The following is a 24,536-nucleotide window of genomic DNA, read 5'->3' as shown; positions in this document are numbered from 1 at the left end:
AGGCGACCGGTATCCGCTCAAGCCCATCTCGATCCGGCATGCCTTTCGAGGGCGACCCGATCCCATCCCGCGAGGTCGGCGGCTGCGGAGTATGCACTCTGGAGAAACTCGAGCACCGCTGCATCCGGGTCCGACTGCTCCCGCAGCGCCTCATACGGAAGCAGGAACTCACCCAGTACCGTATCGAAATGCGCTATGTCGGGGCGAATGACCGCCTTCGACATTCCCTCGGGAACTGGCGCGGCGTAGCAGTAGAAAGCCGGTGCTCCGTAGCCTCCGTTCCCAGGCCAGAAACCAGCGCTGATCACCTCGTGCGAGTAGGCCTCGCGCTGGATACCGTCAACTCCCTCCCGAGGCGGCGCCGGGCGGCCAGAGAATCGCGTGACCGCAAGGTCGAAGCTGCCCCAGAAGAAGTGCACTGGGCTCACCTTGCCTAGAAACTCCGTCCCAAACTGGTGAAAGATCGTGTTGGCGCGGGCAAGAATCTGCCAAAACCGGTGAGCGTATTCCGGATCATAGCTCGCATGCACCGTATCCAGGTCGAAGCGGATAGGGCGAGCAAGTTCGACGGGCATCGGATTGATAGGAACTACGATCCCCAGCGACCGCAGCGCATCTTCGTATTCGCCGTAGAAGGCCGCGACGGATTGTGCCCGCAGGGGAAGCGAGAGGGCGTCACCATAACTTGGCCGCAGGTGCAATGCATGGGTCACAAAATCAAACTCGATTTCAAGCAGGCCATCGCCACAAGGCATCGCTGAGGTTCCCAGGCCGCGCGCAGTGACATAGAGCGGAACATTCCACCAATGGTTTTGAAGAGGCGTGAGGGCGAGCCGTGTCTTGCCGACAATCTGCGTCCACATGTGCAGCGTCGCGGCTGTTGCCTCCCATGCAGCCCATGGAAGCGCGGGCCAGGGTCCGCTATCGTTCAGTTCCTCAGTCATCATGCACCCTCTTCGCCAAGAGCATACTCCGGCCGAAGGCGATTATTGCCCTGTGCTGCCGAAACCACCGACTCCGCGCGGTGCCTCGATCAACTCATCGACCTCTTCAAAGACCGCCTCATACCGCCGCACCAGCCTGAGCTGCGCGATTCGATCTCCAGCGATGATCTCTTTAGGCTCACTACCCAGATTCGTCAGGACGACTTTAATCTCCCCTCGATACCCCGGATCGATGACCCCCGCCAGCGTCGTCAAACCGCGCAGAGCCAACCCGGAGCGGTCTTCGACCAGCGCGCCGTACTCTGACGGAAGCTCCAGGGCGATACCAGTCGCTACAGCGAGCGTCTGCCCCGGAGCCAGCGTCGCTTCGTCAATCGCGTGCAGGTCGGCGGCCAGATCGCCCCATGCTCCCGTATGCGCGTATCGGGGCAGCCGGGCTGCCGGATTGAGTTTCAGGACCTTGATTCTAAGCATCGGTAAGCCTTCCAGGCCGAAATTTCGGATCATCTCCCATTCTGCTTCAATCTCGGTCAGATGAATCATTGACCCCAGCCGACAGCCACGGTACACTTACAGAGCTTGGCGTTGCAGCCTGATCTCTGGCTGCAGGGCCGGTGAACTCAGGCGGCGATCGGGAACACTTTTGAGATCGCAAATCGTTTTGAAGGAACCGGTGCGAGTCTCTCGCCCCCAACGCGACATATTTTATGAAGAAAGCGGGCCGGTTATCCGGTGCTTCCCGCTTGAGGTTTGACCCATGTATGCAGTGATCCGTACCGGTGGCAAGCAGTATCGCGTCGCCCCAGGCGACAAGTTGAAGATTGAGACCACCGCCCACGAAGACGGCAACGTCGAGTTCTCCGATGTCCTCGCCTTCAGCGGCGAAGAGGGCAAATTCGAGCAGGAACTGACCGGCGCAAAGGTCCTTGCCTCGGTCGTAGGCACAGGCCGCGGCGACAAGATTCTCGTCTTCAAACTGAAGCGCAAGAAGCAGTACAAGAAGATGCAGGGTCATCGGCAGAACTACGTTGAAGTCAAGATCAACGAGATTCTGGTAAACGGCCAAAGCTTCAAGGCGTAAAAACGCTTCAGCAAAAGTTTAGATCCATCACTTTCGACCGCCTGCGTGCGGTGCAGATGAGGTAAAGAAATGGCACATAAAAAAGGTCTAGGCTCCTCTAAGAACGGTCGCGATTCAAACGCCCAGCGACTGGGAGTCAAGGTATTCGGCGGTCAGGCAATTCTCGGCGGCGGCATTATCGTTCGCCAGCGCGGAACACCGCTCAAGCCCGGCGCAAACGTCGGTCGCGGCAAAGACGACACCCTCTTCGCCAAGATCAGCGGCGTCGTCCGCTTTCAGGATCGTGGCCAGAAGGGCCGCTTCGTCCTCGTCGATCCGGCCGATGTTGTCGCAGTTCCTGCCTAGATTTCGGGAGTTTCATGCACAGCCCTGCTTCGGCGGGGCTTTCGTGCGTCTCCACTACTCTGTCGACTGCACCACCGGCTTACCCTTCTCGTTGACCTCGATCCGCGCCATCGGCGTTTGGTGATCGTGCGTGAACAGAACCAGCCATTTCTCGGGGATCGCCCGCTCGTAGAACCGTTTGCGCTGCGCGATGCATTCGAGCGGATCGAGATCGTAGCCCATCACCCAGGTTGGATTGAGATGAGCACTCGTTGCGATCAGGTCGCCGATGTAACAGGCGTGCTCAGAGCCTGACTCGATGTGGACGGCCATCATATGATCCGTATGCCCGGGAAACAACTCTACCGAGATCCCATGGCAGATCTTCGGATCGGACCGTAGCCGCTCATTGTCGAGCAGGGTCATCTGCCCCGATTGCACCAGCGGATCGTAGTTAGGCGCGAGATAACTCACCCGATCACGATCAAGTTGGAGATGCCCATGCTGGACTTCGCCCAGGTGAGCGAAGTATCGCGCATTTGGGAAGGTTGGCGTCACGGAGCCGTCAGGCTGGAGCGTGGTGTTCCAGCCGCAATGGTCAAAATGCAGATGAGTGTTGATGACAATGTCGACCTCCTCCGGTCGCACGCCCGCTGCCGTGAGGGAAGCCGGAAGCAGCTCCTGATTCTCATGAATGGCGCGCATCTTTGCCGGCTGTTTGTTGCCGATCCCTGTCTCAATGACGACCGTGTGCCTGCCGGTCCGCACCACAACCGTATTCAGCCCCAGAAGGATGCGGTTTTCATCGTCCGCCTGCATCCGCTTCTCCCATAGCGTTTTGGGCACAACGCCAAACATCGCTCCACCATCGAGCAGATAGGTTCCATCTGTGCAGACAGTCAGTTCGAAGTCACCAACTTGAGTTCTGGCGCGAACAAGATCAGCGTCTGAGGGCAGCGAAGCAGGATGCATGGGTCTCCTCGGGTCAGCTGCAACCCGCTATGAGCACCATCATAATCAGCGGAAGGCTAGGCGCGCGGAGGACGTGAAGACAGATCAATCGCCGATCCATGCTCCCCGGTCGAGGCAGCGGCGATTAGCTTCGCCGTAGCGACTTCGAGCTCTGCCCGAGCCGCCGAGATCTCCGGCATCGTACCGGGCACACCGGGCCGCCCCTGGAAGCATTGCCGGCAAAGTACCGGTCGGCCTTGGGTCGGTTTGAATGGCACAGTAGTTTCAACCCCGCAGGCAGAACACTCCGTCCGTGTCTCTGTCCTCGAGAGGCCCGAAGCGGATGCGCCGGCTCCCGGACGCCCCACGGCGCGCTTGCTCTTGCATGGTTTGCAGCGTTTGGGATCGTTCTTAAATTGTTTGTCGAAGAAAAAGAGCTGCTCGCCTGCGGTGAAAATAAATTCACCGCCGCAATCACTACAGGTCAGGAGCCGGTCCATAAAGTTCATATCACTTCTCCGTTCCAACGGGAAGAAGATAGGTACGTGCGCAACAAGCAATCGCATAACAAGCGATCACTTTTGTCTTCACTGATGTTCGGGGGCCCGTGCCGTGGCTGTGCTGCGGCAGTAAAAAAAGTTGAAACAGTGCTGCGTATTACCAGAAGCCAACGATCGAGAGATCGGCTGCTGTCATGCCATACCAGCGATCTAAAGTACGACCGGTAGTCGAGGAGAGCCGTCATTGTTGTGAAACAAGACGGCTCTCGCCTGTTGGAAGAGCGGAACTAGTCCTGCTCTTTACGAATCTTCTTGCGGTTACGCTTGCGCGCTAACGCTTCCTTCACGCGCTTCTTCTCACCTGGTTTCAGATAAAAAGAGTGACGCTTGACTTCCTTGATGATGTCTTCAGTCTGCACTTTACGCTTAAAGCGACGCAGGGCATTCTCAAGGGGTTCGCCTTCTTGAACTCGAACCTCTGCCAAAAGAAATACACCTCCAAACACTCCCAATCGGGATACTTAAAGCATACGCCCGGTTCGCAGCATCATACATAAAAATAGCTTTATTTTTCGCACAGTTGCTGCCGTAGGCCGCAGAAAACAAACATCTATCATCTTCGTAACCGTTCGGTAACCGGTTTCTGGACCTCGCTGCGAATATCATGACGCTATGATCCGTCCTTATCAGGGCACCACTCCCACGGTCGCCTCCGGCTGCTATGTTGACCCGTCCGCCCAGGTGATTGGCGACGTCATGCTCGGCGAACAGGCCAGCGTCTGGATGAACGCCGTGATCCGCGGCGACGTAAACGCAATTCGTATCGGCGCGCGCAGCAATGTGCAGGATTGCGCCGTTCTCCACGGCATGCGCCATCTCTACCCGGTCATCGTTGGCGAGATGGTCACCATCGGCCACAATGCCACCGTCCACGGATGCATCCTTGAAGACACGGTTCTTGTCGGCATCGGGGCAACGATCCTCAACAATGCCCGTATCGGCGAAGGTTCCATCATCGCCGCAGGAGCCGTTATTCCAGAGCATATGATCATCCCGCCGCGTTCGCTGGTCGCCGGCGTCCCAGGCAAAATTCGCCGAACACTGGGCGATGCCGACCGAGAACTCATCCTCCAGTACGCCCGTAATTACCTCGACTACACGGCCATCTATCTCGCAGAAGGTACTTCGCATTAGCCTGGATGTAAATTCACCGCGACTCACCAAGCAATTTCACCCTGTCGTAGGATAGTGTCATCGCGGAGAATCTTTAATGGACCATCACAGGGCATTGTGCCCTTCACGACTCGTATGCCTGAGCCTGGTCCTTTGTGGTTTCCGCGCCTTTGGGCAGCAATCGCTGCCCGAGGCACCGGCACCCGCGCTTGTTCAGCATCCTTCCAGCCAGTCAGCCGTTATCATCAACGGCCGACCATATAAGCACCCAACCCATAAGGAGCAGCTCCGCGACTATCTTCGCGATTCCTATGGGCTACCTGCATTTGGCCGCTCTACAGTCCGTGCTGTCTTCGCCCAGGGTACCCAGAAGCCCGCACAATGGGGTCAGGACTGGCCCGGCTTCGGGCAGCGATTTGGTTCCTCCGTTGCAATTACGGCGATCAATGGTAACGTTCGCTACGGAATGGAGACGGTCCTTCGTGAGGACATGCGCTACATCGCGTGTCACGGTTGCTCTGCGAGGCGGAAGGTCGAGAATGCTCTGCTTGCTGAGGTAACGGCGCGACATGATTCGGATGGCCGACGCTTCTTCACGGTCACACCGGTCATCTCGGACTTCGCCGGACCGCTCATCGCAAGCGGCTCCTGGTATCCCCGGCGCGACCCAGTCGAAGGACTCGTAGCATCGCGGACTGTTTTCGCGACGCGCATCGGTGCCCACCTTTTTACGGAATTCATCCTGGAGCGCCGCCATAAAGACCCTGAGATAGCCGACTAGTCAGGTCGCCTGGCTAGGGCCACTCTTGGAATCCCCTGCAAGTCATCCACAAACGAAACGTCCATCCATCCGCTAAGCAGATCGCGGATAGCATCTGTCTGTCCCCAGCCAATCTCCATTGCCAGCAATCCGCCCGGCCGAAGCGCATCGAATGCCTGCGGCACGAGGCGACGGTAGATATCCATCCCGGCTGCTCCCGCAAAAAGCGCCATGTCAGGTTCATACTCTCGCACCTGCGGATGCAGCGAAGACCGATCTGCAGCCGGAATGTACGGCGGATTGCTCACAATCACATCGAAGATCTCGCCTGCAACCGCGGCAAGAAGGTCCGATCCGATAAACCGTATCCGCCCAGCCAAACCATGGGCCCGAACGTTCTCCTCGGCCACTGCAAGAGCCCCAGGCGAAAGGTCCAGAGCAGTTACCTGAGCCTTCGGCAGATGAGTCGCCAGCGCAATGGCGATCGCTCCAGAACCCGTTCCCACATCAAGGATGCGAAGCGGTTCGTCCTTGGACGATCGCTCCAGCACCGCCTCGATCAGGTGCTCCGTCTCCGGTCTGGGGATCAGGACGGCTGGAGTGACCTTAAGCGCCAGTCCATAAAACTCCTGCACGCCAATGATGTACTGGATCGGCTCAAGCGCCAATCGCCGCGCCACGCTGGCTTGGTAGCGGACATCTTCCTCCACACCCAACTCGCACTCCGGATAGGCGAAAAGGCTAGCTCGCGGAAGTCCCGCCGCATGAAGCAGCAGAAGCTCCGCATCCCGCCCCGCGCTCGTCGCGAGGTCCGCATGAGTCTCAAGACGCTCCCTCGCAGCAGCAAGTGCATCGCGCAATCTCACCGCTCACTCGCATTCACGACCAAAACTTAGGCCACCATCGTCTGGTCGCCCTTCATCTTCTCGGCGACGTCATGAGCGATTAGCGCGTCGATTGTCGGCTGTAGCTGACCTTCCATCACCATGGCGAGCTGGTGGTTCGTCAATCCGATCCTGTGGTCGGTGAGCCGATTCTGCGGAAAATTATAAGTGCGAATCTTCTCACTTCGATCGCCCGAGCCAACCTGCGACTTCCGTTCCTTCGCCTGGATCTGGTGAATGCGCTCGGCCTCAACCTCGTAGAGCCGCGACCGCAGGACGCGCATCGCCTTCTCGCGGTTCTTGATCTGCGACTTTTCGTCCTGGCAGCTCACCACCGTCTGGGTCGGCAGATGCGTGATCCGAATCGCAGAGTACGTCGTATTGACTGACTGACCGCCCGGCCCCGAGCTACAGAAGGTATCGATGCGCAGGTCCTTCGCCTCGATCTTGACGTCGACCTCTTCGGCCTCGGGCAGCACCGCAACCGTAATCGCCGAGGTGTGAACGCGGCCCTGTGTCTCGGTCGCCGGAACGCGCTGCACGCGATGCACCCCCGATTCGTACTTCATCTGCGAGTAGACCTTATCGCCTTCAAAGATCGCCGTCACGTCCTTGAGACCGCCGCCGATCCCCGACTCCGACTCCGACAGCACCTGCACCTTCCACTTATGCTGCTCTGCGAAGCGCAGGTACATCCGAAAGACCTCCGCCACAAACAACGCCGCCTCGTCGCCGCCCGTGCCCGCACGCAGTTCGATGATGATGTTCTTGTCATCATTTGGATCCTTCGGCAGCAGCATGACCTTCAACTCTTCTTCGACCGGCACCAGCCGCGGTTCGAGCGAGGCTAGCTCCTCCGCCGCCATAGCCTTGATTTCGGGATCAGTCTCGGCCATCATCGCCGTAGCTTCTGCGATCCCCTCGCTGATCTTGCGATACTCGCGATACTTCTCAACGATCGGCTCCATATCGCGGCTCTCCTTCGCGACGGCCTGAAATTTCTTCTGATCGTTGACCAGCGTTGGGTCAGACATCTGCTGACCCAGCGCGTTGTAGCGTGCTTCCATCTGTTCCAAACGGTCGAACATGGGATGTCTCCTCTGCTTCAGTTCGCAGGATATCGTGCAAAATTGTCAGTACGGAAGGGGAAGATAAGGGCGCAGCTAGGCAAAGTCGCGACGGCACGCACGCCCATACTGCTGCGTTGCGACCAGTGCGAGGGAAAAATTCACCGTCTTTGGGTTTGAGTGCACCATCACTTATTCGATGATACTCCCGCCGCATTCGGCTCTTCGCGCATCTCTACACCATGGCTCTGTTTGGCGATCTTGCGGCTTTGGCGGAACAACTGGCATCCGAGGCGAGTCGCCTCAAAAAGAGGTCGGCTATCGCCAGCACCATCGCTGCGATTCACCTCGCATCGCCCGAATCGGATGACGCCGGCCTCTTCGCGCTCTATCTCGCCGGACTGCCCTTTGCTGAGGCTGATCCCCGCAAACTCAACGCGGGTGGTGCTCTTCTCAGCAAGGCCGTCTTGACGGTGACCGGCGCAACGGACGCCGCGCTGACCGCGGCCTATCGCAGACATGGCGACATGGGTGCCGCCGCGCATGACCTGCTGGCCCAAAAGGAAGCGCTTCCGCCCACGATTGCCCTCAACGAGGTATCCACAGCCTTCGACGGCATGGCGATCGCCCGCACCACCGCCATCCGTTCAGGTCTGGTCGAGAACCTTCTCCGTCGCGCCACCCCGATTGAGGCAAAATACCTGATCAAGCTGATGCTGGGCGACATGCGTATCGGCGTCAAGCAAAGCCTCGTCGAAGAGGCCATTGGCATCGCTGCCGAAGCCCCTGTTGCTGACGTCCGCCATGCCGTCATGCTCGAGGCCGATCTAGGAGCAGCTACGAGACGTGCCTTTACCGGCACGCTTGCCGAAGCCCGCATGCGCCTCTTCCACCCGCTCGGCTTCATGCTCGCATCGCCCGTGGATAGCCCCGAGGAGGCTGTCGCCCGCTTCACCGAAAGGCCTGAGAAGGTCGCCAAAGCTCCAAGGAAGAAAACAAAGAAGTCCGCTAAAGCTCAGCTGGAAGAATCAGATCCAGAGGATCTTGAAGCTGTTTCAGAAGAGCCCTTGGCGTTGGAACCCATACCGACCGACATGCTCCCCGTACAGGCCTTCTTAGAGGATAAGTACGACGGGATGCGTGCCCAGATCCACTGTGGCGACCCTGATCAGCCCGGCCGCGTGGCTATCTACTCCCGCAACCGCGAGGACGTGACGGTCAGCTTTCCCGAGTTGGAGGAGGCCTTCGCCCATGTGCTCGCCGATGTCGACGGCCCGCTCATCCTTGACGGCGAGATCCTCGGCTGGAACTTCAGCGAAGCCTCTGAAGAAGGAGGCCCAGGCCTGGCCGAGCGAGCCCTTCCATTCGCCACCCTCGGCCAGCGCATCGGCCGCAAGAAGGTCTCAAACGAGTGGCGGAGGCAGGTTCCCGTCGTCTTCATGGTCTTCGACCTGATGTACACCCGCGGCGAGCTCGTCCTTGACCTGCCCCTGCGTGAGCGGCGCAACCGCCTCGAAGCAGTGGTGGAGCTGATGATTGACCGCATCGTCTCACCGCTTGCCCTCAACGAATACAAAGGGAAACCGCAGACCGAGATGTTTCTCGACGCTCCCGCAGCCAACCCTGACGAGCTGCCGAAACCGCGCTTGATTCTCTCGCCTTCACGCCTAGTCGAGAACGCAGAAGACATCGATCGCGCCTACGCCGATGCTCGCGCCCGTGCCAATGAGGGCGTGATGCTGAAGGCCGCAAAGTCCACCTATCAGCCCGGCCGGAGGGGCCTCGCCTGGGTCAAACTGAAGCGCGAATTGGGCTCGCTCGACGTCGTCATCACAGGCGCTGAGTTCGGCAGTGGCCGTCGCTCCCAGTTTCTGAGTGACTACACATTCGCCGTGCGAGGACCAGCCTTCCATCAGACCGGCGAACTACTCAACGTTGGCAAAGCCTATTCGGGCGTGACCGATGTGGAGATCACTGAGCTGACAGACTTCCTCAAAGAACACACGCTCGAAGATCACGGCCACTTCCGCACCGTTGAACCGCTGGTTATTCTTGAAGTAGCGTTCAACAACATTATGCGGAGCGACCGGCACGCCAGCGGCTTTGCCCTGCGTTTTCCACGCATCCTCCGCATCCGCTCCGACAAGCCTCTAGCCGAAATCGACACCGTAGAGCGAGTCGAAGAGGTCTACCTCAGTCAGGTGGATAGGCCTTCTGAATAAGCCATGCCCACAGCTTTCTACCGTCGACGGCGGAGCAGAAAGACCACGAACAGCACCACGACGAGCAGGCTGATGCTTCCAGGCCACAGAAAGAAACCGGCTCCACTCGAGTAGCCCGCCACAAGGCATCCAGAGAGTGTCAAGCAAAGCAAGAGGCCGGCGGCCAGGGACCCGATCGCCGCAATCAACTGTTGCCCTGCGCCCACTCGCTTCACTTTATTCTCTGACATCACATTCTCCAGATATCTCTTAGATATCCGTATCTGATGCAGAGACTGTACTAGCCTGAGCGTTTCGTGCGGATAATGTCTTCGCAGTTGAAGCACAGCCGCATCTTCACGCCCGGCTTGCCCGTAATTCGATTATTTCTCCGAATTGCGTGCAGGCGATTGCACTTCTCGGTAGTGTGAAAGACCTCGCTTCCCTCGCTCCACGTTGGCGGCAACTCGGGCTCGTCGCCAAAAAGGGCAGCCGTCACGGCCCGCTCCGGTGCAGCTTCCACCATCTCTTCCGAAGCTTCCGCCGTTGCTCCCGCAAAGGAAAACAAATCTGTCATGGCTCCATCATAGCGAGCAACTCTGTGAAAACTTTACCTTCGCCGCATCTCCTTCCCTGCCCGGATCATCGAAACTACTATGGAATATAGACAGCTAGGCAGATCAGGATTCAAAGTTCCGGAGCTCTGCTTCGGTGCAGGAACATTCGGCGCAGACAACGAGTTCTTCAAGGCGTGGTCTCAGACGACGCAGGATGAGGCAATTCGCATCGTCGACATCTGCATGGAGGCTGGCGTCAACTTCTTCGACACCGCCGACATCTACTCCAACGGCTCAAGCGAAACGGCTCTAGGCAAAGCGCTCTCCCATCTGAAACGTGAAGATGTGCTCATCTCCACGAAGGCGACCTTCCGTTTCGGTAATGGTCCGAATGATGTTGGCTCAAGTCGATACCACCTCATCCAGTCACTCGAGAACAGCCTCAAGCGCCTCAACACGGACTACGTCGATGTCTACCACCTCCACGGCTTCGACGCCACAACCCCGATCGACGAGACGCTCAACACCCTCGACCGATTCGTCCGCGAAGGCAAAGTCCGGTACATCGCGTGCTCCAACTTCTCAGGCTGGCACCTGATGAAATCCCTCTCCGTCAGCGAGCGCTACGGCTGGTCAAAGTACGTCGGTCATCAGGTCTACTACTCGCTCGTCGGTCGCGACTACGAGTGGGAGTTAATGCCGCTTGCACTCGACCAGGGCATCGGCGCGCTCGTCTGGTCGCCACTTGGGTGGGGCCGCCTCACCGGCAAAATTCGTCGTGGCCAGCCCCTCCCCGCCGATAGCCGCCTCAACACCAAGGTAGTCGTCGATGGCGGACCGCAGCCAGATAACGAGTACCTCTACAAAGTCGTGGATGCGATTGATCTCATCGCGAAAGAGACGGGCAAAACCGTTCCTCAGATCGCCCTTAACTGGCTGTTGCAGCGGCCCACCGTTTCGACACTTATCATCGGGGCACGCAACGAACAACAACTGAAAGCCAATCTCGGCGCTGTTGGCTGGAAGCTCTCGACCGAGCAGATCGCAGCGCTCGATGCAGCCAGTGAAGTGCCCGTCGCCTATCCCTACTGGCACCAGCGTCAGTTCCAGGAGCGTAACCCCAAGCCCGTATAAACTCGCGCCGCAACAACTATGGATCGGTATGTGGGTCTTAGACAACAGGCGCGCGAAGCGATTCATCCTACGAGGTGAGTCCGAAAGGAATACCCATGAAACACGCAAGGTTTGCAGCACCAGCATTGGCACTCGCACTCCTCGGCAGTACCGGCTTCGCCGTCGCGCAACAGTATGGCCCTCCCCAGGGGCCACCTCCAGGCTATGGCCAAGGTCCAGGTGGCGGATGGGACCAGCCCCCCGGCGAATATCGCGAGTTTCAGCGGCAGGGGTTTCATGACGGAATCGAAGGTGCCCGCAAGGACATCGAAAATCACCGTCCCCCTAACGTGAATAATCGCGACGAGTTCCGCCATCCAAACGTACCGGGCAATGTACGCCATGATTATCGCGACGCCTTTCGCCGTGGTTACAACATGGGCATCCAGCACATTCTCGGTGGTGGACCCGGCGGTCCTCGCCCCTACTAGGCACTTGGCTCTCTCAATAAGAAGCGTCCAGCAAATGCTGGACGCTTTTTATTTGCACCTTCTTAGTAGGTATAAACGCGGGCTTCCCAGCCCTTAAGGTTTAGGGTCGAGGTATTTTCTTCGGTCGCATTGATATTAGAGATCGCAAGATGCCCAGCCTTGATACCATCAGGAACCGTATAAGCAATTGGCTTGGTAGAAAAATTCATAACGACTAAATAGCGCTTAGTACCCATCACCCTTGTATATGCAAATACATCAGCATTTTGCGGATCAAGGTCCTTATAGTCTCCATATACCAAAGCCGGGTCACTGTGACGCAGAGCAATCATCTCTTGGAAATAGTGATACACAGAACGTGGATCGTCTAACTCCTGCTTTGCATTGATCGTCGCGTAGTTAGGATTTACTGCAAGCCATGGCTTTGAGTTGCTGCTAAATCCACCCTCAGGGGAGTTATCCCACTGCATGGGAGTTCGCGCATTATCACGGCTCGTATGCCGAAGATTCGCAATAAAAACATCCTCGGCCGTCTTATGCGTCAGCACCATCGACTTATAGGCATTTTTGACCTCGATGTCGTCGAACTGCTTAATATCGGTAAATGGAAAGTCTGTCATACCTAACTCGTCGCCCTGGTACATAAATGGCGTTCCCTTCTGCGTCAGCAGCAGCGTAGCCAGCAGCTTTGCAGAAGCAACTCGATACTCCGGCGAGTCGTCGCCAAAGCGAGAAACTACTCGAGGACTATCGTGATTCGAGAGATACACCGTGTTCCAGCTATGCTTATCGAGACCCTCATCGAACTTCCGGTAAATAGCCTTCATATCCTGCAACTTATAGGGATGCCACGTACCATCTGTCTTATCGATACGCCCGATATCGAACTGGAAGACCATATTTAATTCATGACGACGGTCGTCAACAATCGTCGGCGTCTGCGCCAGCGAGATACCGAGCGCCTCACCTACAGTCATTACATCGTACTTAGAAAGCACCTCGCGATTCATCTCCTGCAGGTAGTCATGCAGATGAGGCCCAGCAGCATAGACATCTTCCTTCAGCACACCAGCAGGCAGGTCCGGAAAGCTCTGATCCTTCGATATAAACGGAATAACATCCATCCGAAACCCATCCACACCCTTATCCAGCCAGAACCTCATCAACCCATACACCTCGTTCCGAACCTTAGGATTATCCCAGTTCAGATCGGGCTGCTTCTCTGCGAAATAGTGAAGGTAGTATTCCTTAGTAGTTGGGTCATACTTCCATGCAGAGCCAGAAAAGAAGGACGTGTAGTTATTCGGTGGCTGACCTTCAACACCATTCTTCGCAGGACGCCAGAGATAGTAATCGCGGTACGGATTGTCCTTCGACTTCTTACTCTCTTCAAACCACCGATGTTCGTCCGACGTATGGTTTACGACCAGATCGATGATCAAGCGCATGTGCCGCTGCTTGATGCCAGCCAGCATCGCGTCGAAGTCTGCCATGGTGCCAAACTCCGTCATCACCTTGCGGTAGTCGCGGATGTCATATCCATTGTCAGCATTCGGCGAGTCGAAGTGCGGACTAAGCCAGATGACATTCACACCCAGCCCTCGGATGTAGTCCAGCTTGGACGTAATTCCCTTGAGGTCACCTATCCCGTCGCCGTTCGAGTCTTTAAACGAGCGCGGATATACCTGGTAGACCACCGCCTCCTTCCACCACGTCGGCTGGTAGCCATTCATCATTGTCATGGTTGCTGTGTCTTTCGGCATAGAGGTCGCCTGCGCTGTGGCACGCACGCCTGCAGTCATAAGGATGCCGAAACCTAGACTGATCGCTAGTACGAATACTGTGGGGAGTTTCTTCACGGGGCAACCTCTCTTCATCTGCCCCGTGATTCTAGTGCAAACTTACAGCCGCGTGCTTGTGGCTGTGCGCTGTGTTAGCGGCCGCGACGCGCTCGCCGCTGCTCACGACTCTCGTAGTTCTGGATGTAGATGTCGCGTGGCAGGCCTTCGCTCTGGGCCTTCTGCCGAAATGCCACCGCTTCATCCCGCGTCATCGCTCCACCAACGGTCACCATAAACGACCCGGTCCCCGAAGGACGGAACACCTCCGGTCGCAGAGCCGCGTCATGCTGTGCAATGGTGTCAGCCTTATGCTGCGCCTGGTCCTGCCGATTGTAGGTGTACGCCACCACGCGCCACGGATGCTGTGCGTCTGCAGCAACCGGAGTTACTGGCGCGGACGTATCCGCCTGCGGCGCCTTTGTCACTGTCGGCGGCGCCGCAGGGGCCGCATTGGGTGGAGCTACCTCAGACAGTGTCGTAATTGGCTGTGAAGATTCAGTGGGAGCAGCCGCCTTATGGAAAAAATGCCATCCCAATGCTGCGGCTACAACGATCACCACCGGTGCAATTGCGATCCACAACCGGCGTCGGCGTGTCTCTTCATCCACCACGGGCACAGTGATGCGATCACGCTGCATCACCGGTCGCTCCAGCACGGGAGCCGCAGCCTGCACGCCAGTCGTCTCCTTCGTCGGTTCAGGGCGCTTGCCGCTCCATGCCGTCTGCTCAGTAGCACGCGGAATGGCCAACGGAATTTGTTGCGCCTGCGCGGTGCCTGCCGTAGCCGCGGTGGTCACCATTGGCGTCCTGACAGCAGGCGTTACAGGCGGTTTCGCTACCGGAGGATTGAGAGCCGCAGCAATCTGCGCCAATCCCCATCCGCCACTCATGCCGTTCCGAATAATCTGGTCGAACGGTGCGGGCAGTCGTTTTCCATCGATGCCGTCCAGGCTCTTACGATTGGTCAGCGCCTGTAGCAGCACTACCGCCAGATCGTGAACGTCCTGCTTCCTCGCAGCGAGCCCTTCCTCGCCCTCAGGAGCCTCGCGAATGCAATCACTTCGCAGCTTCACCTCTTCGCCCGTTGCCATCACGTTCGAAGGTTCCACATGCTCGTGAACGATATCCGACGCGTGCAGCGTCTGCAGCGCTCCAACAAGACTCGTCGCGATCTCGCGCGTCTCCTCCGTGGTAAGCGTTCGCTCCTTAAGAATTCCGGAAAGGTCCGCCTCCGAGGTCTCCATCAGCACATAGATCAGCGGCGTGCCCTCAAAGATCGTCTGACCGAACTTCTTCAGCGTAATCAGGTGCGCATCTTTGAGATCTGCCACGGTCTTCCAGCGGCTCAGAATCTCGGACTCGTCATTGATCGATTCGATCAGCCGGATGACCGCCGGCGTGCCAGTTCCGTTTGAAGTTGAAAAAAAGGCGCTGCGGCCCTCCGGGCGGATAAGCTTCTCGATTGGATAGGCTTCCGCAATAGTCGTTCCTTCGTATTCGCTCCAAAGGCGCATAGGTCGTGTCCACTCCTGGGAAAAAGTTGGTGGCAAAGGAGAATGCCGCGAGGCAAGGAAAGCAAAGGTACAGAACGCGACAGCGCCCTTAAGGCGAGCCGAATGCTCCGTCTATTATGGTCCATCGGGAGGCGCTTCTCAATCGCCTTTCGCCGTCCTCTTCCTCGCTCCGGACGTACCATGATGCTAGACTTCGATCTTTCGCAGAACTTTCCCGAAACGAATCGGACTGACGAGGTAGAGACGATGCACCCAGACCTTGAAAAGCTGATGATTCTCCAGACCCACGATATCGAGGCCAAGCGCCTCCGCGATGAGTTGGTAGCCCTGCCCAAACTCGTCGCCAGCCTCGAAGCCACGCTGAAATCCGTACAGGGCCAGCGTGCCGTAATAGTCGAACTGATTACCAAAGAGGAGGTCCTGCGCCGCAGCCAGGAATCCGACATCAAGGACCACAAGGCCAAAGCCGACCGCATCCGCAAGCAGCTCGACCTCGCCACCACGACCGTACAGGTCACTGCCTTCGAACATCAGATCGCCTTCGAGCAGGGCGAAGTCAGCCGCCTCGAAGATGCTGAACTCGACTCCATGGAGCGCAGCGAGGGACTTGAAGGTCAGCGCAAGCTCGCCGACGACGCCGTCTCGGACGCCGGCAAGATCCTCGACCGCGAACGAATCCGCGCCGCCGAAACCGTAGCCGCCGACAAAGTCGCTCTGGCTACCGTCGACACGGCCCGTCAGGCACTCCGCCCGCAGATCAGTGAAGCCGCTCTCTCCACCTACGACCGCATCGCCAAGGGTAAGGGAACCGCCGTCGCCGAGGCCGTCAACCAGAAGTGCATGGCCTGCCAGATGATGGTCCGCCCCCAGCGTTGGAACGACCTCCGCGATCGCAGCAACGATGACGACATGATGACCTGCGAATCCTGTGGCCGCCTCCTCTACTACGACCCGGCCCGCGACGCTCCGCAGCGCAAAACCGTTCCCGTCGAAAGCATCGCCGCTTCCATCATCCGTTCGCTCTAGCAGCATCAGCAAGGAAAGACAGGCCCCGTGAAGCGCATCTGCATCGATATGGACGAGGTGATGGCCGACGCCGTTGCCGAGCACATCCTCCGCTACAACCGCGACCACACCCGCCAGATCAACCGGGACGAACTCCACGGCAAGTGGCTCTGGGACATCGTCTCCCAGGATCAGCACGCCGTCCTCGAGAGCTATCTTCGCTCCGACGACTTTTTTGAAGTCCTCGACGTGATGCCCCACGCCCAGCGCGTCATCGAGCGTCTTCACGACCGCTACGAGGTCTTCATCGCCACCGCCGCCATGGAGGTCCCGACCTCCTTCGTAGCCAAATATCGCTGGCTCGGCAAGCACTTCCCCTACATCCAGCCCTCGCACATCGTCTTTTGCGGTGACAAGAGCATCCTCAACGCAGACTTCCTCATCGACGACAACCCTCGCCAGCTTCGCCGGTTTCAGGGCGAGGGCATCCTCTACCACGCGCACCACAACGTCAACGTCACCGGCTTCAAGCGCGTCAAAGACTGGCTAGCTGTCGAAGATCTCTTCCTCAGCTAGCCATTCGCTTGGCCGCTAAGGCGCCACCGGCATGCTGATAAAGCTGGCCGTCCCCGCTGCATGCCAGACCCGCTGCTTCGCCTTTTGATAGTCCCCCGCCTTCGCATCGAAGATATTCGGCACAAAGCTCTGCGGATTGCGGTCATACAACGGGAACAGCGTTGACTGCACCTGCACCATCATCCGATGGCCCGGCTGGAAGATGTGGTTCACCTGCGGCAGGTCGAACTTGTACAGCTCCGGTTGATCGGGCTTCATCGCCTCAGGATGCTCGAAGCTCGTCCGATACCGCCCGCGAAAGATGTCCATCGAGACAGGAAGCTCATAGCCATCCATCGCGGAGTTCTCCTGACCCTCCGGGTAGACGTCGATCACCTTCACCACCCAGTCGCTGTCCGTCCCGCTGGTTGAGGCGTATAGGTTGACCACCGGCGTCCCGCTCACCCGAAGCGGTACCTTCAGCGGCTCCGTCATATACGTCAGCACGTCGGGTCGTCCATCAACGAATCGCTGATCCTCCACCAGCCACGTCCGCCACTTCTCGCCGGAAACCGGCCGAGGCAGATACGGAACAGGCTTGGCCGGGTCCGACGTGTACTCGTCGAACTTCTCACCCTCGGCAGCAGGCGCGTCGAAGGAGAGGCCACCCTTCGTCGTCAGATACAGCGGCTTCGCCTTGTTCGCACATCCTCCATCGCAGCTCAGCGGCCACGACTTCAAGCGATCCCAGTGATCTTCGCCCGTGTTGTAGATCATCACCGGCGGCGTATCCGCCTTGGGCGAACCATCCTTCAGATACTGATTGAAGAACGGCAGCATCACGTCATTGCGGAAGTCCGCCGTCGTATCGCCATCCCACGTAAACGGCCCCATCACATGCCCCTCACGGTTGATCTGGCTGTGGTACCACGGCCCCATCACGAGGTAGTTCATGGTGTTGTTCTTGTCCTTCGGCTCAAGCGCGCGATAGCTGTGGATAGCACCCCACATATCCTCCTGGTCCCACAAACCCTGCAACCAGACCGTCGGAACCGTAATCGGATGCTCGCTCACCAGCTTGTCGAGCGCCTGGCTCTGCCAGAAGGCGTCATACGCCGGGTGCTGTTCGACGGTGTGCCAGTACGGGAGCTGATCCTCACCGATCGACCGCGCAAAGTCCCCCGCAGACCCCTTTTCGAGGTAAGCCGTGTAGTCGTCCCTGTACTCCCGCGGCACCCGTGGCCCCGCACCCCGCGCCGCCGTCTGCGACACGAAGTAGTCCAGCATCCGCTGGCGGAACGCCCCATAGTGGAACCAGTCGTCGCCCTTCCAGCCATCGACCATCGGGCTCTCCGGCATCGCTGCCTTCAGCGCCGGGTGCGGATGCAGCAGCGCCATCACCACCGTGTAGCCCTCGTACGACGAGCCGATCATCCCCACCTTGCCATTGCTCTCAGGAAGGTTCTTCGTCAGCCAGTCGATCGTGTCGTACGCATCGGTCGTATCGTCCGCACCCGTAGGGTTGAACGGCCCAACCGGCGGCGGCGTCATCAGGTACACACCCTCCGAGCCATACTTGCCGCGAACATCCTGGTAGATCCGGATGTACCCGGCCTTCACAAAGATCTCATCCGCCAGTCCAAGCTCGTCGATCATGTGCGGCGACACCGCCTTGACCGGATCACTGCCCCCACGTCCCGGAGCGACAGCCAGTGCTGCAGCAGCAGGAGGGTTCCCAGATGTAGGACGCGCAGCCGCAGCCCGCGCAGCGGCGTTGTAGCAGGTGCGCGTCAGCATAATCGGCGCGTTCTTCGCACCCTTCGGGATCACGATCACCGTATACAGCTTCGTCCCGTCACGCATCGGGACCATTACCACCCGCTTCTCATAGTCGAACTCCGGCTTGAACACGATCCGATCCGCAGACTTCGGCAGCGTGAATGAGGGAGGAATATCGTTGCCGACCGGCTTCTCCTGTGCCATGGCGGAGAGTGAGCAAACGGCAACAGCAAGAGCAACAGCACGGCACAATAAGGTCATAGTTTTCTTGGCGCTCGCGGTACACAGAATTGATGAAAGTTGGGTCAACTATACCATCGGCCCACCAGCAGACCCGCGCGACACGAGGCCACGCGCATTGAGGTTTTCTCTCCCATTCAGCCCCGTAGAGTACGATTCACCATGCTGGTTTTATCGCCGCAGGGCGTCCACACCCTGAGGTTGACACCAGCCGACCACGGCGATACCTTGAGCCACACGGCGAACTGTGTGCCAACGACAACCCGCCATCGAAGATAGCCACACACCATCCTTCCGCTAACGGTGATAGAGCATGAGCCAGACCCTTCCGAAGTTCTCCCGCTACCGCGTCCGTCGCGGTGACAGCCTCTGGAAGATCTCCGTGCACGCCTATGGCCGCGGCGATCTCTGGCAGGGCATCAGCGAGGCCAACCACCTCAAGCGTGGTCGCCCCATCCTTGCCGGCATGGACCTGGTCATTCCCACCGCCCGCCAGAGTATCCACAAAACCCTCCACGGAACCGTTACGGCACCACAGCCATCCGCACCACAGCATCCAACAGCGCTCGAGCATCCAGCCCCCACGACGCCGCCCATCCCGGCCCAGCATGCGCCCTCCAACACCTTGCCAGCCTCCACAAAGAGCGGCCCCTTCCAACCCGCTCGGCCCGTATTGTTCCCGCAGTTCAAATACGAGGTAAATCGCGTAGTCGCTGACGAGACCATCGGTAACATTAACTACAAACTTAGCTTCGTCGGCGAACTAACGGTGCAGAAGGAGGGCGTCATCACAGGTGGATTGACGTTCACCAAGGAAGGGATCGAGGGCGAGTACAAGAAAGAGGCTGACGGAGCCCTGACAGGACTCTTCTCCAAGCCAGGCTGGAAGATCGCAGGTGATGGTAAAAGCGCCGAGATCTCGATGACCATCGGATCGACCTTCAAGTCAGGCGACCAGGTTCTCGCTAGCTCCGAAACCTCGGTCATCCCTCCGAGCACCATCAAATACACAAATAAGGGCCGTGAGTGCAAAATCGTCCGCGGGGGCTTCGAGTTTGCGGGCGTACTCGGCTACGAATTTCTCGTGACCGCCCGCGTGAGCCCTAAAGAGCCTGAGCCTCACCCGGTTCATGTAACCCACTGGGTCAAGGTAGCCGGAGTAGGCCTTGTTGTCCTTGCTGGGGTCATCGTCGTCGCCGACATCGCGAAAGACATCGGCACTCTCGGAGCAGGAACCGTTGAGAGTCCACTCTCGTTTGCAGCAGCAGCAGAAGCGCTTGGTCAGGGAATGGCTCTCCTCCGTGCAGCAGCACCGGTTGCTGGTGCTGCTGCCCCCATGCTCCGCTATGCTCACTAAAGGATCCACGCGCAAATGAAGGCCAAACTACCCACCATCGTTGCCACCGCCATATTGCTGGAGGCCTGCCTTTATTTCTACTTTGCGTATTGCTTCGCAAACATGTTCCGCGTCGCCCACGCCACCCTTGCTCAAGTCTTTACAGCTATCAGCGGGAGCCTGCTCATCGGGCTTCTTTTCCTCGCCGCTGCTGCAACCTACTGGACCGTGCCACAAGTACGCCCCTGGCTGCGAATTCTCGCCATCGCAGGAGCCATCTACGGCACCTACGACTTCCTGGCAATCCATAGCGCAGTCCGCAACTTCTCTACCTTCTTCCAGAGAGACATCGTAGCGATCTCGGCGATCTACTCCATCTGGTTGCTCGTGATCGGCTTTCTGGCGGCCATTGATCACTTTGCCAGCAAGTCAGAACGTCCTGCCTGGCGATAGTCGTAGCTGGCTCACCTATCCGCCGTAAAGCTCTGACTCAAATCGCGCCAGCGCCCCATCGCTCCACGCATGGGTCGCCTTCCGCCACGTCTCGCCCTCCTCCATGAAGTTGGGGAAGTCCATCCGGCAGTACCCGCATCGGCCTTGAAAATCGAACAGCGCCTGCGCCGTGCCATCGAGATACAGCACCGCCTGCTGACCATTGCGCGACCAGGCGACGCTTGCGATCCGCTCCGGCTCAGGCCGTTCCAGCTCCGCATCGCTCTTCGCCAGTGCGGCTACGTTGTAGATCAGCATCGCGTCCATGATGCTGTTCTCCTGCGTCTCCTGCGAACGATCGCACGCATAGAAATAGCCCGCCACACCCTCGTCTTCAAAAACTACGGTCCACGGAACGGCGCTCGAATTTGATGACAAAAACGCACGGCCCGGCACAAATGTAAGCGACTCCATAACACCTCTTCCCTCACGATACACTCGAAGGCAAGGGTTGCCATCGCGCCCCGCATCGCAGCAGCACGAGGCGCACAACACCCCGCATGAAGCTTCCACGCATCCACATCGGCCGACCCCAGCAGCTTGCCGCACTCCTCCTCCTCTTCTTTCTGGCCGAGTGCGTCTGGATCATCAGCCGTCAGCAGATCTCCCAGCAGGACTATCGCTACGCCCGCTGCGGTCGCGAGATGTGGGAGCGCCCCTCGCCCCTCGCCGGTTACTTCACCACCTGCGGCAACTTCAACGGGGACGGCACCTTCGCCTACCGGGTCGCCGGCTTTCCGCTCACCGTGCAGCGTCTCGCTCTCCTCGCATCCGACAAGTTCCGCAAGCCCGAAAATCGCCTCTACGTCGGCGGCACCCTCAATGGCTCCACATGGGAAGCCCGCCACGAGCTATCGAGCATCATCTACCTCCTCCACCTGCCCTTCGTCCTCTTCGCCATCTGGCTCGGCGCAGGGCTCTGGTGGGTAGCCCGGCGACTCTTCGGCAACGAGGGCGGATTCCTCGCGCTCGGCCTCTACTGCACCTGCCCGACCATCCTCCACTACGCCGTCTCACCGAACAACGATGTCCTCGCCATGTGGGGCCTCTACGGCCTCATCTATACCGCCATCGGCGTAGCCCACGCCATGCAGGGCCCGCGCCGCAAGTGGAAGCCGCGCATCCTCCTGCTCACCCTCGCCATCGGCCTCACCGCCGCAGCCCACCTGCTCGCCGCCATGGTCGGCTTCGTCGCCGCCGTCGTCTTCATGCTCTACGTGGCAGAACACCGCCGCAGCGCCGTCATCCAGATCCCGATCTTCGCAGCCATCGGAGCCATCGCAATTCTCTTCGGCTTCTACAGCTTCCGTCCGGCGCCCTTCAGCTACGTCTTCACCGGCGGCGGCGCGCGCTTCTGGTTCTCGCTCGATGCCGCGTCACGCTTCCTGCCCGACCCCACCAACGCCGCCATCCTCATCGCCACGCTGGTCGCGGTCATCCTCTATGCGGGTACACGCCGCACACGCTACTTCGGCAACACCGCTCCCTTGTTGATGGTCCTGATCCTGCTCCCGCTCGCAACCACCCAGACCATCTCCGCACCGCTCCTCTGGGCGCTCCCATTCCTCTTCACCTTCATCGGCGGTACCTTCGCCGACGCCCTCGAAACCCGCCACCGCAAACTCTTCCTCGGCCTCACCGGCGCCATTCTTCTCACCCAGACCATCATCTGCCTCGCCGCCCTCCCCACCCTCACTCGATAACCACCCAGGTGCGCTATGTGCCGACTCCGGGGGCGTGGGACTGTACAAAGCCCAACTCCCCAGGCCGTTGCCCTTCTCCTCTAAGTTCCGAAGATCTCGCGTCTGCAGTCCCCGAAGCATCCCCGCAAAACACCTCGCATACAGTCTGTCTGCATCAGAACGTATCTCGGGAAGCACATTGCATGACGACAACACCCGTCTGCATCTAAACTGCCCATAGCCTCAAAGTTGCAGCACCAAGGACGGTAAAGCCCGTGATGAAGAAGGTAAAAATCCGCTCCACCGGCACCGCCCTCGCCCTCGCGTTGCTCATCTGCGCGACCGGCTGCCGCAGCCGCCACGGTACCCCCGGCACCGTCGAACACAAGCCCAACACCCCGGACTACGCCTCCAACCTCCAGCCGCTCGTCGCCTCCTCAACGCTGCCCGCGCTCAAGTGGCCCAACTACAGCGACTATCAGCCCCTCGTGCAGAAGTTCTACAACGACCGCGGCTTCGAGCTCGCCTGGACCCGCGACGGCAAGCCCACCGCCCAGGCCACCGCCTTCATCCAGGCCATTCAGGATGCCGACAAAAAGGGCCTCAACCCCGAGGACTACGACGCCTCCCGCTGGTCCGACCGCATCCAGCAGCTCAACGGCAAGCCTGCCGAAGCGATCGCGAACTTCGACGTAGCCATGACCATCTCCGTCATGCGCTACATCTCAGACCTCCACGTCGGCCGCGTCAGCCCCCTCCACTTCAACTCCGAGATCGATACCCAGTCGAAGAAGTACGACCTGCCCCAGTTCCTCACCGAGAAGGCCGTCGACTCGTCCGACGTCCCCGCACTCCTCACCTCCGTCGAGCCCGACTCCGACCTCTACCGTCAGACCGAACAGGCCCTCGTCCACTACCTGGACCTCGCCAAACAGCAGGGCACCCCGGAGCCCCTGCCCGACGTCTCCAAGGCCCTCAGCGTCAAGCAGCCCTACCCGGCCGCGGCCCAGCTCTGGCAGCGCCTCCAGCTTGAAGGGGACGCCCCGTCCGATGGCGAAGCGCCAACCAACTACTCACAAGCCCTCTCCGATGCCGTCAAGAACTACCAGCATCGCCACGGTATCGCCGAAGACGGCAAGCTTACCCCCGCCACCCTCAAGAGCATCAACGTCCCGCTCTCCGCCCGCGTCACCAGCCTGCAGGATTCCCTCGAGCGCTGGCGCTGGCTCCCCGACCCCTACCTCAATCCAAGCCTCATGGTGAACCTCCCCGAGTTCCTCCTGCGCGGCTTCAATGACCAGCACCACATGGACTTCACCATGAAGGTCGTCGACGGCAAGGTCAAGGGCGACCACGAAACCCCCGTCTTCACCCACATGATGAAGTACCTCATCTTCCGCCCCTACTGGAACGTCCCAGTCTCGATCGCGAAGAAAGAACTCGTCCCGCACATGAACGCCAGGCCCGGCTACCTCGAAGCCAAGAACTACGAGGTCACCGACAACAAGGGTAAGGTCCTCACCGAGTACACCACCCACCAGGTCGAGCACTCCATGGTCCAGGTCCGCGAGAAGCCCGGCCCCGGCAACTCCCTTGGCCTCGTCAAGTTCATGTTCCCGAACCAGTACGACATCTACCTCCACTCCACACCCGAGACCTTCCTCTTCGCCCGCACCCGCCGCGACTACAGCCACGGCTGCGTCCGCGTCCAGCATCCCGACGATCTAGCCGCCTGGGTCCTCAACGGCCAGCAGGGTCCCGGCAACGAAGAGTGGGACCTGCAAAAGGTTCAGGACGCCATGAACACCGGCAAGGACAACAACCAGGTCAACCTGAAGAAGCAGCTTCCCGTCGTCATCTTCTACCTGACCGCCTTCCCCGCCGAGGACGGCCAGATCCACTTCTTCGACGACATCTACATGTACGACCAGCAACTCAACGACGCCCTCGCCAAAGGCATGCCCTACCCCCAGAAACCCGAGCCCATCACCCCCAAAACCAAGCCCGGCGACACCGTCTAGCTCGCCGCTGCTTACTTGTGGCGCT

27 protein-coding genes and 1 pseudogene are annotated in these 24,536 nt (G+C 59.1%); 14 read left to right on the top strand and 14 right to left on the bottom strand.

What is annotated here, in order from left to right; genetic code table 11:
• Positions 1–17 precede the first annotated feature (17 nt).
• Together OHL20_RS08075 and dut are read right to left on the bottom strand one after the other, a co-directional pair.
• Positions 18–947, bottom strand: coding sequence for a DUF5996 family protein (locus OHL20_RS08075; RefSeq protein WP_263382682.1), 930 nt, complete (start codon positions 945–947; stop codon positions 18–20).
• Between the two features lie 39 nt (positions 948–986).
• Positions 987–1,487: a dUTP diphosphatase gene (dut, locus tag OHL20_RS08070; RefSeq protein WP_263382681.1), complete on the bottom strand. Its 501-nt coding sequence runs from the start codon at positions 1,485–1,487 to the stop codon at positions 987–989.
• Between the two features lie 214 nt (positions 1,488–1,701).
• Here dut and rplU point away from each other — a divergent pair, with 214 nt between their 5' ends.
• Together rplU and rpmA are read left to right on the top strand one after the other, a co-directional pair.
• Positions 1,702–2,025: a 50S ribosomal protein L21 gene (rplU, locus tag OHL20_RS08065; RefSeq protein ID WP_263382680.1), complete on the top strand. Its 324-nt coding sequence runs from the start codon at positions 1,702–1,704 to the stop codon at positions 2,023–2,025.
• A gap of 69 nt (positions 2,026–2,094) precedes the next feature.
• Positions 2,095–2,370 carry a 50S ribosomal protein L27 gene (gene rpmA, locus OHL20_RS08060; RefSeq protein WP_263382679.1) on the top strand — a complete coding sequence of 92 codons (276 nt, stop codon included), beginning with the start codon at positions 2,095–2,097 and terminating at the stop codon, positions 2,368–2,370.
• Positions 2,371–2,424: 54 nt separating this feature from the next.
• On the opposite strand, the gene OHL20_RS08055 is transcribed toward rpmA, so the two are convergent.
• The 3 genes and pseudogenes from OHL20_RS08055 to OHL20_RS08045 all read right to left on the bottom strand — a co-directional run.
• On the bottom strand, positions 2,425–3,321 hold the full coding sequence (locus tag OHL20_RS08055; protein WP_263382678.1) for an MBL fold metallo-hydrolase: 897 nt from the start codon (positions 3,319–3,321) through the stop codon (positions 2,425–2,427).
• Positions 3,322–3,377: 56 nt separating this feature from the next.
• Positions 3,378–3,512, bottom strand: coding sequence for a hypothetical protein (locus tag OHL20_RS08050; RefSeq protein ID WP_263385069.1), 135 nt, complete (start codon positions 3,510–3,512; stop codon positions 3,378–3,380).
• Positions 3,513–3,569: 57 nt separating this feature from the next.
• Positions 3,570–3,800 (bottom strand): annotated as a pseudogene (locus OHL20_RS08045) (zinc-ribbon domain-containing protein); the annotation flags it as partial.
• On the opposite strand from OHL20_RS08045, the gene OHL20_RS08040 reads away from it, so the two are divergent.
• Positions 3,717–4,028, top strand: a complete 312-nt coding sequence (locus OHL20_RS08040; RefSeq protein ID WP_263385068.1) for a hypothetical protein — start codon at positions 3,717–3,719, stop codon at positions 4,026–4,028. The pseudogene OHL20_RS08045 and the gene OHL20_RS08040 sit on opposite strands and share 84 nt — an antisense overlap.
• A gap of 59 nt (positions 4,029–4,087) precedes the next feature.
• Here the strand turns inward: OHL20_RS08040 and rpsU are convergent, their stop codons facing one another.
• Positions 4,088–4,285, bottom strand: coding sequence for a 30S ribosomal protein S21 (gene rpsU, locus OHL20_RS08035; protein WP_174304888.1), 198 nt, complete (start codon positions 4,283–4,285; stop codon positions 4,088–4,090).
• A 187-nt stretch (positions 4,286–4,472) separates the two neighbouring features.
• On the opposite strand from rpsU, the gene OHL20_RS08030 reads away from it, so the two are divergent.
• Positions 4,473–4,994, top strand: coding sequence for a gamma carbonic anhydrase family protein (locus OHL20_RS08030; RefSeq protein ID WP_263382677.1), 522 nt, complete (start codon positions 4,473–4,475; stop codon positions 4,992–4,994).
• Between the two features lie 76 nt (positions 4,995–5,070).
• On the top strand, positions 5,071–5,754 hold the full coding sequence (locus tag OHL20_RS08025) for a hypothetical protein (RefSeq protein ID WP_263382676.1): 684 nt from the start codon (positions 5,071–5,073) through the stop codon (positions 5,752–5,754).
• Here OHL20_RS08025 and prmC read toward each other — a convergent pair.
• Positions 5,751–6,599, bottom strand: coding sequence for a peptide chain release factor N(5)-glutamine methyltransferase (gene prmC / locus OHL20_RS08020; RefSeq protein ID WP_263382675.1), 849 nt, complete (start codon positions 6,597–6,599; stop codon positions 5,751–5,753). The genes OHL20_RS08025 and prmC overlap by 4 nt on opposite strands.
• Before the next feature lie 26 nt (positions 6,600–6,625).
• Positions 6,626–7,705: a peptide chain release factor 1 gene (gene prfA / locus OHL20_RS08015; protein ID WP_263382674.1), complete on the bottom strand. Its 1,080-nt coding sequence runs from the start codon at positions 7,703–7,705 to the stop codon at positions 6,626–6,628.
• A gap of 221 nt (positions 7,706–7,926) precedes the next feature.
• Here prfA and OHL20_RS08010 point away from each other — a divergent pair, with 221 nt between their 5' ends.
• The gene (locus tag OHL20_RS08010) at positions 7,927–9,906 is read left to right on the top strand and encodes an ATP-dependent DNA ligase (RefSeq protein WP_263382673.1); all 1,980 of its coding nucleotides are present in this window, start codon (positions 7,927–7,929) and stop codon (positions 9,904–9,906) included.
• 17 nt (positions 9,907–9,923) lie between these two features.
• Here the strand turns inward: OHL20_RS08010 and OHL20_RS08005 are convergent, their stop codons facing one another.
• Both OHL20_RS08005 and OHL20_RS08000 read right to left on the bottom strand, forming a co-directional pair.
• Positions 9,924–10,136 carry a hypothetical protein gene (locus tag OHL20_RS08005; protein WP_263382672.1) on the bottom strand — a complete coding sequence of 71 codons (213 nt, stop codon included), beginning with the start codon at positions 10,134–10,136 and terminating at the stop codon, positions 9,924–9,926.
• Positions 10,137–10,186: 50 nt separating this feature from the next.
• Positions 10,187–10,462: a hypothetical protein gene (locus OHL20_RS08000; RefSeq protein WP_263382671.1), complete on the bottom strand. Its 276-nt coding sequence runs from the start codon at positions 10,460–10,462 to the stop codon at positions 10,187–10,189.
• A 79-nt stretch (positions 10,463–10,541) separates the two neighbouring features.
• On the opposite strand from OHL20_RS08000, the gene OHL20_RS07995 reads away from it, so the two are divergent.
• Positions 10,542–11,576 (top strand): aldo/keto reductase, encoded by a 1,035-nt coding sequence (locus OHL20_RS07995; protein WP_263382670.1) that lies wholly within the window; start codon positions 10,542–10,544, stop codon positions 11,574–11,576.
• A 95-nt stretch (positions 11,577–11,671) separates the two neighbouring features.
• On the top strand, positions 11,672–12,046 hold the full coding sequence (locus tag OHL20_RS07990; RefSeq protein ID WP_263382669.1) for a hypothetical protein: 375 nt from the start codon (positions 11,672–11,674) through the stop codon (positions 12,044–12,046).
• A 62-nt stretch (positions 12,047–12,108) separates the two neighbouring features.
• Here OHL20_RS07990 and OHL20_RS07985 read toward each other — a convergent pair whose 3' ends face one another.
• The gene (locus OHL20_RS07985) at positions 12,109–13,809 is read right to left on the bottom strand and encodes a glycoside hydrolase family 13 protein (protein ID WP_263382668.1); all 1,701 of its coding nucleotides are present in this window, start codon (positions 13,807–13,809) and stop codon (positions 12,109–12,111) included.
• Positions 13,810–13,979: 170 nt separating this feature from the next.
• Positions 13,980–15,401, bottom strand: a complete 1,422-nt coding sequence (locus OHL20_RS07980) for a hypothetical protein (protein ID WP_263382667.1) — start codon at positions 15,399–15,401, stop codon at positions 13,980–13,982.
• Between the two features lie 180 nt (positions 15,402–15,581).
• Between OHL20_RS07980 and OHL20_RS07975 the strand changes: the two genes are divergently transcribed.
• Together OHL20_RS07975 and OHL20_RS07970 are read left to right on the top strand one after the other, a co-directional pair.
• Positions 15,582–16,427: a zinc ribbon domain-containing protein gene (locus OHL20_RS07975; RefSeq protein WP_263382666.1), complete on the top strand. Its 846-nt coding sequence runs from the start codon at positions 15,582–15,584 to the stop codon at positions 16,425–16,427.
• Between the two features lie 27 nt (positions 16,428–16,454).
• Positions 16,455–16,982, top strand: coding sequence for a 5' nucleotidase, NT5C type (locus OHL20_RS07970; protein ID WP_317890941.1), 528 nt, complete (start codon positions 16,455–16,457; stop codon positions 16,980–16,982).
• Between the two features lie 15 nt (positions 16,983–16,997).
• Here OHL20_RS07970 and OHL20_RS07965 read toward each other — a convergent pair whose 3' ends face one another.
• On the bottom strand, positions 16,998–19,001 hold the full coding sequence (locus tag OHL20_RS07965; RefSeq protein WP_263382665.1) for a CocE/NonD family hydrolase: 2,004 nt from the start codon (positions 18,999–19,001) through the stop codon (positions 16,998–17,000).
• A gap of 292 nt (positions 19,002–19,293) precedes the next feature.
• On the opposite strand from OHL20_RS07965, the gene OHL20_RS07960 reads away from it, so the two are divergent.
• Both OHL20_RS07960 and OHL20_RS07955 read left to right on the top strand, forming a co-directional pair.
• Entirely contained in the window at positions 19,294–20,337 is a 1,044-nt protein-coding gene (locus OHL20_RS07960) for a LysM peptidoglycan-binding domain-containing protein (RefSeq protein ID WP_263382664.1), read from the top strand.
• Between the two features lie 15 nt (positions 20,338–20,352).
• Positions 20,353–20,769 carry a hypothetical protein gene (locus OHL20_RS07955; protein WP_263382663.1) on the top strand — a complete coding sequence of 139 codons (417 nt, stop codon included), beginning with the start codon at positions 20,353–20,355 and terminating at the stop codon, positions 20,767–20,769.
• 15 nt (positions 20,770–20,784) lie between these two features.
• Here OHL20_RS07955 and OHL20_RS07950 read toward each other — a convergent pair whose 3' ends face one another.
• A complete protein-coding gene (locus OHL20_RS07950; protein ID WP_263382662.1) occupies positions 20,785–21,222 on the bottom strand; it encodes a DUF2251 domain-containing protein in 438 nt (145 codons plus the stop codon).
• 86 nt (positions 21,223–21,308) lie between these two features.
• Here OHL20_RS07950 and OHL20_RS07945 point away from each other — a divergent pair, with 86 nt between their 5' ends.
• Both OHL20_RS07945 and OHL20_RS07940 read left to right on the top strand, forming a co-directional pair.
• On the top strand, positions 21,309–22,511 hold the full coding sequence (locus OHL20_RS07945) for a hypothetical protein (protein WP_263382661.1): 1,203 nt from the start codon (positions 21,309–21,311) through the stop codon (positions 22,509–22,511).
• A gap of 257 nt (positions 22,512–22,768) precedes the next feature.
• Positions 22,769–24,511: a L,D-transpeptidase family protein gene (locus OHL20_RS07940; protein ID WP_263382660.1), complete on the top strand. Its 1,743-nt coding sequence runs from the start codon at positions 22,769–22,771 to the stop codon at positions 24,509–24,511.
• Positions 24,512–24,536: the final 25 nt, after the last annotated feature.

The organism is Granulicella arctica, assembly GCF_025685605.1.
Lineage (GTDB): Bacteria > Acidobacteriota > Terriglobia > Terriglobales > Acidobacteriaceae > Edaphobacter > Edaphobacter arcticus.
The sequence above is the reverse complement of the archived record's forward strand: the minus strand, read 5'-3'. Positions and strand labels throughout refer to the sequence as shown.

Coding starts and splice junctions, on each gene's coding strand:
- OHL20_RS07995 (WP_263382670.1), top strand. CDS start 10,542: ATGGAATATAGACAGCTAGGCAGATCAGGATTCAAAGTTCCGGAGCTC.
- OHL20_RS07950 (WP_263382662.1), bottom strand. CDS start 21,222: ATGGAGTCGCTTACATTTGTGCCGGGCCGTGCGTTTTTGTCATCAAAT.
- OHL20_RS07960 (WP_263382664.1), top strand. CDS start 19,294: ATGAGCCAGACCCTTCCGAAGTTCTCCCGCTACCGCGTCCGTCGCGGT.
- OHL20_RS08075 (WP_263382682.1), bottom strand. CDS start 947: ATGATGACTGAGGAACTGAACGATAGCGGACCCTGGCCCGCGCTTCCA.
- OHL20_RS07990 (WP_263382669.1), top strand. CDS start 11,672: ATGAAACACGCAAGGTTTGCAGCACCAGCATTGGCACTCGCACTCCTC.
- OHL20_RS07940 (WP_263382660.1), top strand. CDS start 22,769: ATGAAGAAGGTAAAAATCCGCTCCACCGGCACCGCCCTCGCCCTCGCG.
- OHL20_RS07975 (WP_263382666.1), top strand. CDS start 15,582: ATGATGCTAGACTTCGATCTTTCGCAGAACTTTCCCGAAACGAATCGG.
- dut (WP_263382681.1), bottom strand. CDS start 1,487: ATGATTCATCTGACCGAGATTGAAGCAGAATGGGAGATGATCCGAAAT.
- OHL20_RS08030 (WP_263382677.1), top strand. CDS start 4,473: ATGATCCGTCCTTATCAGGGCACCACTCCCACGGTCGCCTCCGGCTGC.
- OHL20_RS08005 (WP_263382672.1), bottom strand. CDS start 10,136: ATGTCAGAGAATAAAGTGAAGCGAGTGGGCGCAGGGCAACAGTTGATT.
- OHL20_RS07965 (WP_263382665.1), bottom strand. CDS start 19,001: ATGACCTTATTGTGCCGTGCTGTTGCTCTTGCTGTTGCCGTTTGCTCA.
- OHL20_RS08010 (WP_263382673.1), top strand. CDS start 7,927: ATGGCTCTGTTTGGCGATCTTGCGGCTTTGGCGGAACAACTGGCATCC.
- OHL20_RS07985 (WP_263382668.1), bottom strand. CDS start 13,809: ATGCCGAAAGACACAGCAACCATGACAATGATGAATGGCTACCAGCCG.
- OHL20_RS08025 (WP_263382676.1), top strand. CDS start 5,071: ATGGACCATCACAGGGCATTGTGCCCTTCACGACTCGTATGCCTGAGC.
- prfA (WP_263382674.1), bottom strand. CDS start 7,705: ATGTTCGACCGTTTGGAACAGATGGAAGCACGCTACAACGCGCTGGGT.
- OHL20_RS07945 (WP_263382661.1), top strand. CDS start 21,309: ATGAAGCTTCCACGCATCCACATCGGCCGACCCCAGCAGCTTGCCGCA.
- OHL20_RS07980 (WP_263382667.1), bottom strand. CDS start 15,401: ATGCGCCTTTGGAGCGAATACGAAGGAACGACTATTGCGGAAGCCTAT.
- OHL20_RS08055 (WP_263382678.1), bottom strand. CDS start 3,321: ATGCATCCTGCTTCGCTGCCCTCAGACGCTGATCTTGTTCGCGCCAGA.
- OHL20_RS07955 (WP_263382663.1), top strand. CDS start 20,353: ATGAAGGCCAAACTACCCACCATCGTTGCCACCGCCATATTGCTGGAG.
- rpmA (WP_263382679.1), top strand. CDS start 2,095: ATGGCACATAAAAAAGGTCTAGGCTCCTCTAAGAACGGTCGCGATTCA.
- rplU (WP_263382680.1), top strand. CDS start 1,702: ATGTATGCAGTGATCCGTACCGGTGGCAAGCAGTATCGCGTCGCCCCA.
- OHL20_RS08000 (WP_263382671.1), bottom strand. CDS start 10,462: ATGACAGATTTGTTTTCCTTTGCGGGAGCAACGGCGGAAGCTTCGGAA.